General features: G+C 63.0%; 6 protein-coding genes. 1 reads left to right on the top strand and 5 read right to left on the bottom strand.

Translation table 11 applies throughout. The annotated features are described in order from the left end of the window. The 4 genes from QOC89_RS19675 to QOC89_RS19660 form a co-directional block, all read right to left on the bottom strand. Positions 1–930, bottom strand: a 930-nt coding sequence (locus QOC89_RS19675) for a M61 family metallopeptidase (protein WP_416340425.1), incomplete at its 3' end; no start/stop codon positions are given. A 95-nt stretch (positions 931–1,025) separates the two neighbouring features. Beyond that, positions 1,026–1,751: a DsbC family protein gene (locus tag QOC89_RS19670; protein ID WP_323046551.1), complete on the bottom strand. Its 726-nt coding sequence runs from the start codon at positions 1,749–1,751 to the stop codon at positions 1,026–1,028. 133 nt (positions 1,752–1,884) lie between these two features. After that, complete coding sequence (locus QOC89_RS19665; RefSeq protein WP_323046550.1) at positions 1,885–3,057, bottom strand: UbiH/UbiF family hydroxylase; 1,173 nt, start codon at positions 3,055–3,057, stop codon at positions 1,885–1,887. A gap of 65 nt (positions 3,058–3,122) precedes the next feature. Continuing rightward, on the bottom strand, positions 3,123–3,485 hold the full coding sequence (locus QOC89_RS19660) for a hypothetical protein (protein WP_323046549.1): 363 nt from the start codon (positions 3,483–3,485) through the stop codon (positions 3,123–3,125). A 294-nt stretch (positions 3,486–3,779) separates the two neighbouring features. Here QOC89_RS19660 and ychF point away from each other — a divergent pair, with 294 nt between their 5' ends. Then, the gene (ychF, locus tag QOC89_RS19655) at positions 3,780–4,874 is read left to right on the top strand and encodes a redox-regulated ATPase YchF (RefSeq protein ID WP_323046548.1); all 1,095 of its coding nucleotides are present in this window, start codon (positions 3,780–3,782) and stop codon (positions 4,872–4,874) included. 168 nt (positions 4,875–5,042) lie between these two features. Here the strand turns inward: ychF and QOC89_RS19650 are convergent, their stop codons facing one another. Then, on the bottom strand, positions 5,043–5,954 hold the full coding sequence (locus tag QOC89_RS19650; protein WP_323046547.1) for a glycerophosphodiester phosphodiesterase family protein: 912 nt from the start codon (positions 5,952–5,954) through the stop codon (positions 5,043–5,045). Positions 5,955–6,175 lie beyond the last annotated feature (221 nt).

Raw genomic sequence — 6,175 nt, 5'->3', positions numbered from 1 at the left:
GTTTTCGACGCTCAAGTCGTACGGCGCAAACACGGCCGGCTTGATGCGCTTCACATTCCAGGTGTGGAAGTATTCATGGCTGCACAGACCGAGGTAGGTTCGGTAGCCTTCGGTGGGGGTGTCGCGGCCTTCCACCGGCAAATCGGTGCGGTTGCAGATCAGCGCCGTCGACGCGCGATGCTCCAGTCCGCCGTACCCATCAGTGACTGCCTGCGTCATGAACACGTAGCGATCCACGGGCGCCTTCTTCGACTTCGGCTCGAACACCGCGATCTGCGCTTCGCAGATGCGCTTCAGATCGGCACACAAACGCGCCATATCCAGCCCAACCACACGCCCTGCGATCACGATGTCGTGCGGTACGCCATGCGCCTTGAAGGTCGCCAGCGCGAACTCGCCCAACGTCACGGGATGATCGATCAGCTCATCGTAGTTCTGCGCGCGATATTCGCCGAAGCCATAGCGCTTCGTCCCGCGCGCTTCCGGCAACGCGGTCGCGACGCGCCAGTCGCGATACGCGGCGCCTTCCGGCTTCTGGATATCGACCACGCACTGCGCTTCCTCATGACCGAGCGGCGCCAGGAACACGCTGGTGCCATTGAAAAAGCCCGTCGTATCGTCCAGATGCGCGGCGCGCACCGACAGATCCCACGCATACACCTCATAGCGCAGCGTCAACGCGCCCTTGACCGGCGCGGCCTGCCACGTGTGCTTGTCGGTCTTCTCGACACGCACCTTGCGGCCCGCTTCGTTGATGCCGCGCAACGTGACGATGTTGCGCGCGAACTCGCGCACCATGTAGCTGCCCGGGATCCAGACCGGCAGCATGAAACGCTGCCCGGCCGGATCGGGATCGGCAACGGTCACGGTGACTTCGAACAGATGGGCGGCGGGTTGCTTGGGAACGATGCTGTAGCGGATCGGCTTCATCGGCGGCGATTAGATGGTTTCAGGCGGGGATATGCGGGGCTCGATGTGAAAGGAGGCGCACTTCGCGCCTCCTTTCTTCGACTTACGTTGCGTGCTCAGTGCACGGCGGACATTTCCTTGTCCAGGCGGTCTGCCGGCACGGCGCCGGGCAGGCGGCGGCCGTCGGCGAGAAACACGGTCGGCGTGCCGTCGACGCCCATCGCCCGGCCGAGCGCCAGGTTCTTGTCGATCGCGGCGGTGTCGCAGGTGCCGGCTGCCGTAGGCGTTTGATGATCCTGCATCCACGATTCCCACGCCTTCGCGCGGTCGCCCGAGCACCAGATCGACTTCGACTTGACCGTGGAATCCGGCGACAGCACCGGGTACAGGAAGGTGTAGACCGTTACGTTGTCGATCGACTTGAGCGACGTTTCAAGCTGCTTGCAATACGGGCAGTTCGGATCGGAGAACACGGCGATCTTGCGCGCGCCGTTGCCCTTCACGACCTTCACCGCGTTCGCGAACGGCAGGCTCGCGAAGTCGATGCGGTTCGTTTCCGATAGACGCGCTTCCGTCAGATTCTTGCGGGTCTTCGCGTCGACGATCTCGCCAAGCATGAGGTAGTCGCCGTTCGCATCGCTGTAGATGATCTGCGTGCCGAGGTTCACTTCGTAGAGCCCGGCAATCGGCGACTTCGAGACGCTCTTGATCGTCACGTCGTTCAGGCGCGTTTGCAGCGTGGCTTTGAGCTTGTCGGTGGCTTGATCGGCCTGCGCGGAGCAGCCGATTGCCGCGGCGGCGATCGCGAGCACGGCGGCTGCGATGCGAAAGGTTTTTTTCATGCTGAATTCCTGGAGTTCAATCGCGCGCGGTGCGCGTTTTTTTCGACGTTTCAGGTGTGACCGGATTGGTGCCCAGACTGGCATCCATCCGTCAATGATACCCGCCTCTCCCGTCGGGCAGGCGTTCTGGCGCTTACCCCAACGCGGCCGACACTAGCCAGCGCTTGATGAACGGCTGTGCGCCCACAAACGCCATGCCGGTATTGCGCAACACCTTGGCAAACGGCCCAGGCGCCGAGAAGAGTCTTTGCAGGCCGTCGGTGGCGACCATCAGCGCACGGATGTCCTCGCGGCGGGCGCGTTCGTAGCGGCGCAGCAGCACCATGTCGCCGAGATCACGGAACGCTTCCTTGCCGGCGACTGTCTCGGCGAGCGCCGCGACATCGCGCAAACCGAGGTTCATGCCCTGGCCCGCCAGCGGGTGGATCAGATGCGCGGCGTCGCCGACCAGCGCGACGCGCGGCGCCACCAGCTTGTCGACGGTTTGCAGCGCGAGCGGGAAGCCTTGTGCGGGCGTCACGCATTCCAGAGCGCCGAACTGGCCGCCGGTCACGCGTTCGACCTCCGCGGCGAGTTGTGCCGGATCGAGCGCGACCAGTTGCTCTGCGTGTTCCGTGCGCGCCGACCATACCAGCGAGACGTGGCCGTCCGGCATCGGCAGCAGCGCGATGATTTCGCCGTCCTTGAACCACTGATACGCGGTTTCGCTGTGCGGCTTTTCGGCCTTGAAATTCGCGACCACGCCGGTTTGTTTGTAGTCGCGCCGGTTCATCTTCGAGCCGATCTGCGCACGCACCCACGAATGCGCGCCGTCTGCTCCGACCACCAGATCCGCCTCGAGCACGTTACCGTTGGCGAGACCTACGCTCGCACCGTCGGCGGTAAAGTCCAGCGCCTGCGCGCGCGTGTCGATCCAGATGAGATTCGGCTGGAAACGCAGCGCGGCGTCCAGTGCACGCTCGATGACCGACGACTCGACGATCCACGCCAGCTGCGGCACTGATGCCTGAAACGCGGAAAAATGGAGTTCGGCGTGGGCATCGCCGTAGACGCGCATGTCGTAGACGGGCCCGAGCTTTGACAAATCGAGCGCCTGCCAGACTCGCAACCGCTCCAGCAGCGCCTGCGAACTCGACGACAGCGCATAGACCCGCGAGTCGAAGGCAGCGCCGGCGGGCAGTGCCGCGCAGGGTTGCGCGAGGAGCGCCACGCGTAGTCCGCCTTGCGTCAGCGCCAGCGCCGCGGTCTTGCCGACGAGCCCGCCGCCGATCACGGCGGCATCAAAGGTCTGGTGGTGTGCGTTCATCCGCGCATTATAGCCGCGGGGGTCGCGAGGGACGGGTCGACGCGTGCGGCATTTCGGCCTGAAACCTAACGTCCAGGCGCCGCGTGAGCCGCATGAGCTTCGCGCAACAACACGAACTCACGGTCGGTTGAAAGGACCCTCCACGCGCTCGTCACCAGCTCGTTTTTACGGTCCCGCTGGTCGCCCCGTACGGTGCAGTCCGGGAAGACGCGGTCGTACACCCGCCACAGGGAGTCGAAATCATTGGTGTCGGCAAACTGCGCGATGTTGCGTTTGTCGTCCTGCGTGAGCTGCTTCACCATGCAGTCCACCGTCTGGCGATCGGTGGCGGCCTGGGCTTCCTCGTAGTTCGGCGATAGCCAGGCAACCACGCCGGCGCCAATCAGCGCGGCGCACAGTAGCCACCTGACCCATTTATTTATTGTCATCGTGTTTCCCCGGAATAGGGCTCTAGCGGCCCCGGACCCGCATATTACAATGTTCCCCCCGGATATTTCCGGCCCAGCATGGTTTCCCGCGTCCTTCCCGGTCGCCCCATCCGAACGGGTTACAATTGCGCTTTCCGTGACAAAACTGGCCCAGAATCGTCGAGGCAACGCCCCGATCTGTGTCTAGTCCCGCTCCGCTGCGTTTCCTCCGCCACGCCACCCGCGAAGGCTTTCCGAATCCTGCAAACAGCGTCGAGCGCATCACGCAACTTACTGATTCACTGAAGGATTTCCATGAGCCTCAAATGCGGCATCGTCGGCCTGCCTAACGTCGGCAAGTCCACCCTGTTCAATGCGCTGACCAAGGCGGGCATCGCGGCGGAAAACTATCCGTTCTGCACGATCGAGCCGAACGTGGGCATCGTCGAAGTGCCGGACGCGCGTCTGAAAGCGCTCGCCGAAATCGTCAAGCCGGAGCGCATCGTGCCGGCCGTGGTGGAATTCGTCGACATCGCCGGCCTTGTGGCCGGTGCGAGCAAGGGCGAAGGTCTGGGGAACCAGTTCCTCGCGAATATTCGCGAAACCGACGCGATCACGCACGTGGTGCGCTGCTTCGAAGACGAGAACGTGATCCACGTCGCGAACAAGATCGATCCGCTGTCGGATATCGAAGTGATCAACACCGAACTGGCACTGGCCGACCTCGCCACTGTCGAAAAAGCACTCACGCGCTATTCGAAGGCCGCCAAGTCGGGTAACGACAAGGAAGCCGCCAAAAACGCCGCCGTGCTGGAAAAGGTCCGTGCGCAACTCGACCAGGCCAAGCCGGTTCGCGCGCTCGATCTGTCGGATGAGGAAAAGGTCACGCTCAAGCCGTTCTGCCTGATCACCGCCAAGCCCACCATGTACGTCGCCAATGTGAAGGACGACGGTTTCGAGAACAACCCGCATCTGGACGCGGTCACGAAGTTTGCGGCGGCCGAAGGCGCGCCGGTCGTCGCCGTGTGCGCGGCAATCGAAGCGGAAATCGCCGACCTTGAAGAAGCGGATATGGCGGTGTTCCTCGCCGACATGGGCATGGAAGAGCCGGGCCTGAATCGCGTGATTCGAGCGGGTTTCAAGCTGCTGGGCCTGCAAACCTACTTCACGGCCGGCGTGAAGGAAGTGCGCGCGTGGACGATCCATGTCGGCGATACGGCGCCGCAGGCGGCGGGCGCGATTCACACCGACTTCGAGCGCGGCTTCATTCGCGCGCAGACGATCGCCTTCAATGACTTCATCACCTACAAGGGTGAGCAAGGCGCGAAAGAAGCCGGCAAGATGCGTGCGGAAGGCAAGGAATACGTCGTGCACGACGGCGACGTGATGAACTTCCTGTTTAACGTTTGAGGTTTGGCCTCGGCGCGAGGCGGCAGCCAGCGAATGTTGAGCTGCGCCAGGTTTGAGGTATAGCCTCCGCGCGAAGTGGTAGCCGGTGATCGCCGAACTCCGCCGTACTCGAAGAAGGCCCGCGAAATGCGGGCTTTTTTATTGCCCGGCTTGTGCCCGCTTCTGTGTCTACTGCTGCGCCTCACACCGCATCGGCATAGCCGTACTCGCCTTGATCGCAGCCATCCTTTGCGGCGAATCCGCCAGCACCGCATCGATCCCCAGACACGCCGCCGTCCGATAATCGGCCGCATTGTTCACCGCGATCGCGACGATCCGCACATCCGGCTTCTGCCGGAAACACGCGACCGTTGCGGGCGTCCACAGTGTTGCCCGAACCTCGGAGCGGCCTTCGCCCAGCGTGAATTTTTCCACCACGGTCATCGCCCGGTGCAACTCGAAGGCTGCGGCGGTGTGCTCAGCCGGCGCATCGACGCAGCCCTGATTAAGCAGCACGCGCACGAGGCGTCCACGCGTCGCATCGCGTGACTCGAACAGCCTCGCCTGCGGATAGGCGGCGAAGCTCTGCTGATAATCCGCTTCGGTCGAATAGATCGTCACGCGCGACCACGCGCCTTCGTCGTTGAGCACTTGCGCCACAGCCTGAGCCTGCGGCCCGGCCGGCAATGCTTTCATATCCAGGATGATTGGCATGGCCAGCGGAATCGTGCGCAGTGCTTCGCGCAACGTCGGAATACCGATTGGGCGATTGCGATAGGGATAGAGACCGCCGCTCTGGAAACTCCAGCCGGCATTCACGCGCGCGAGTTCCGCCGCCGTGAATTCAGAGACCGGCCCCTTTGCATTGGTCAATGCCGCCAGATCGGCCGGCCGGTACAACACAGGCACGCCGTCCTTGCTCAACTGAACGGTCAGCCACATCTCGTCGGCATGATGCGCGACCGACTGGCGAATCGCCTCGAGCGTGTTCTCCGGCGCGTCGCCCGTGCCGCCGCGATGCGCAATGATCTTCGGCAACGACGTCACCGGGGCGACTCGGGCGTCCGCCCTCTCGGGTGTCAGCGCACAACCAATCACCATGAAGCCCGCTATCGAAGCGCAAACGGCTAATTGTCCGGCACTTAGCATCTGGAATCCTTATTAAAAATGACATCCCGAAACATGCATGACTGCGCGAAGCACGCTGCCCTCTCACGGTCCATGATGCCCCTGCACAAGGAGCCCGTGTTGGGTCTTGACGTCGCAGGTACTGGTGGCTTCAGACGCACATTGTTTCCGTTTCGTGACAGGCGATGTTAAAT

The sequence above is a fragment of the Paraburkholderia sp. genome, assembly GCF_034668105.1.
In the GTDB taxonomy this organism is placed as follows: Bacteria; Pseudomonadota; Gammaproteobacteria; order Burkholderiales; family Burkholderiaceae; genus Paraburkholderia.
Note: the sequence above shows the minus strand (reverse complement) of the source record. Positions and strands in the feature narration are given on the sequence as shown.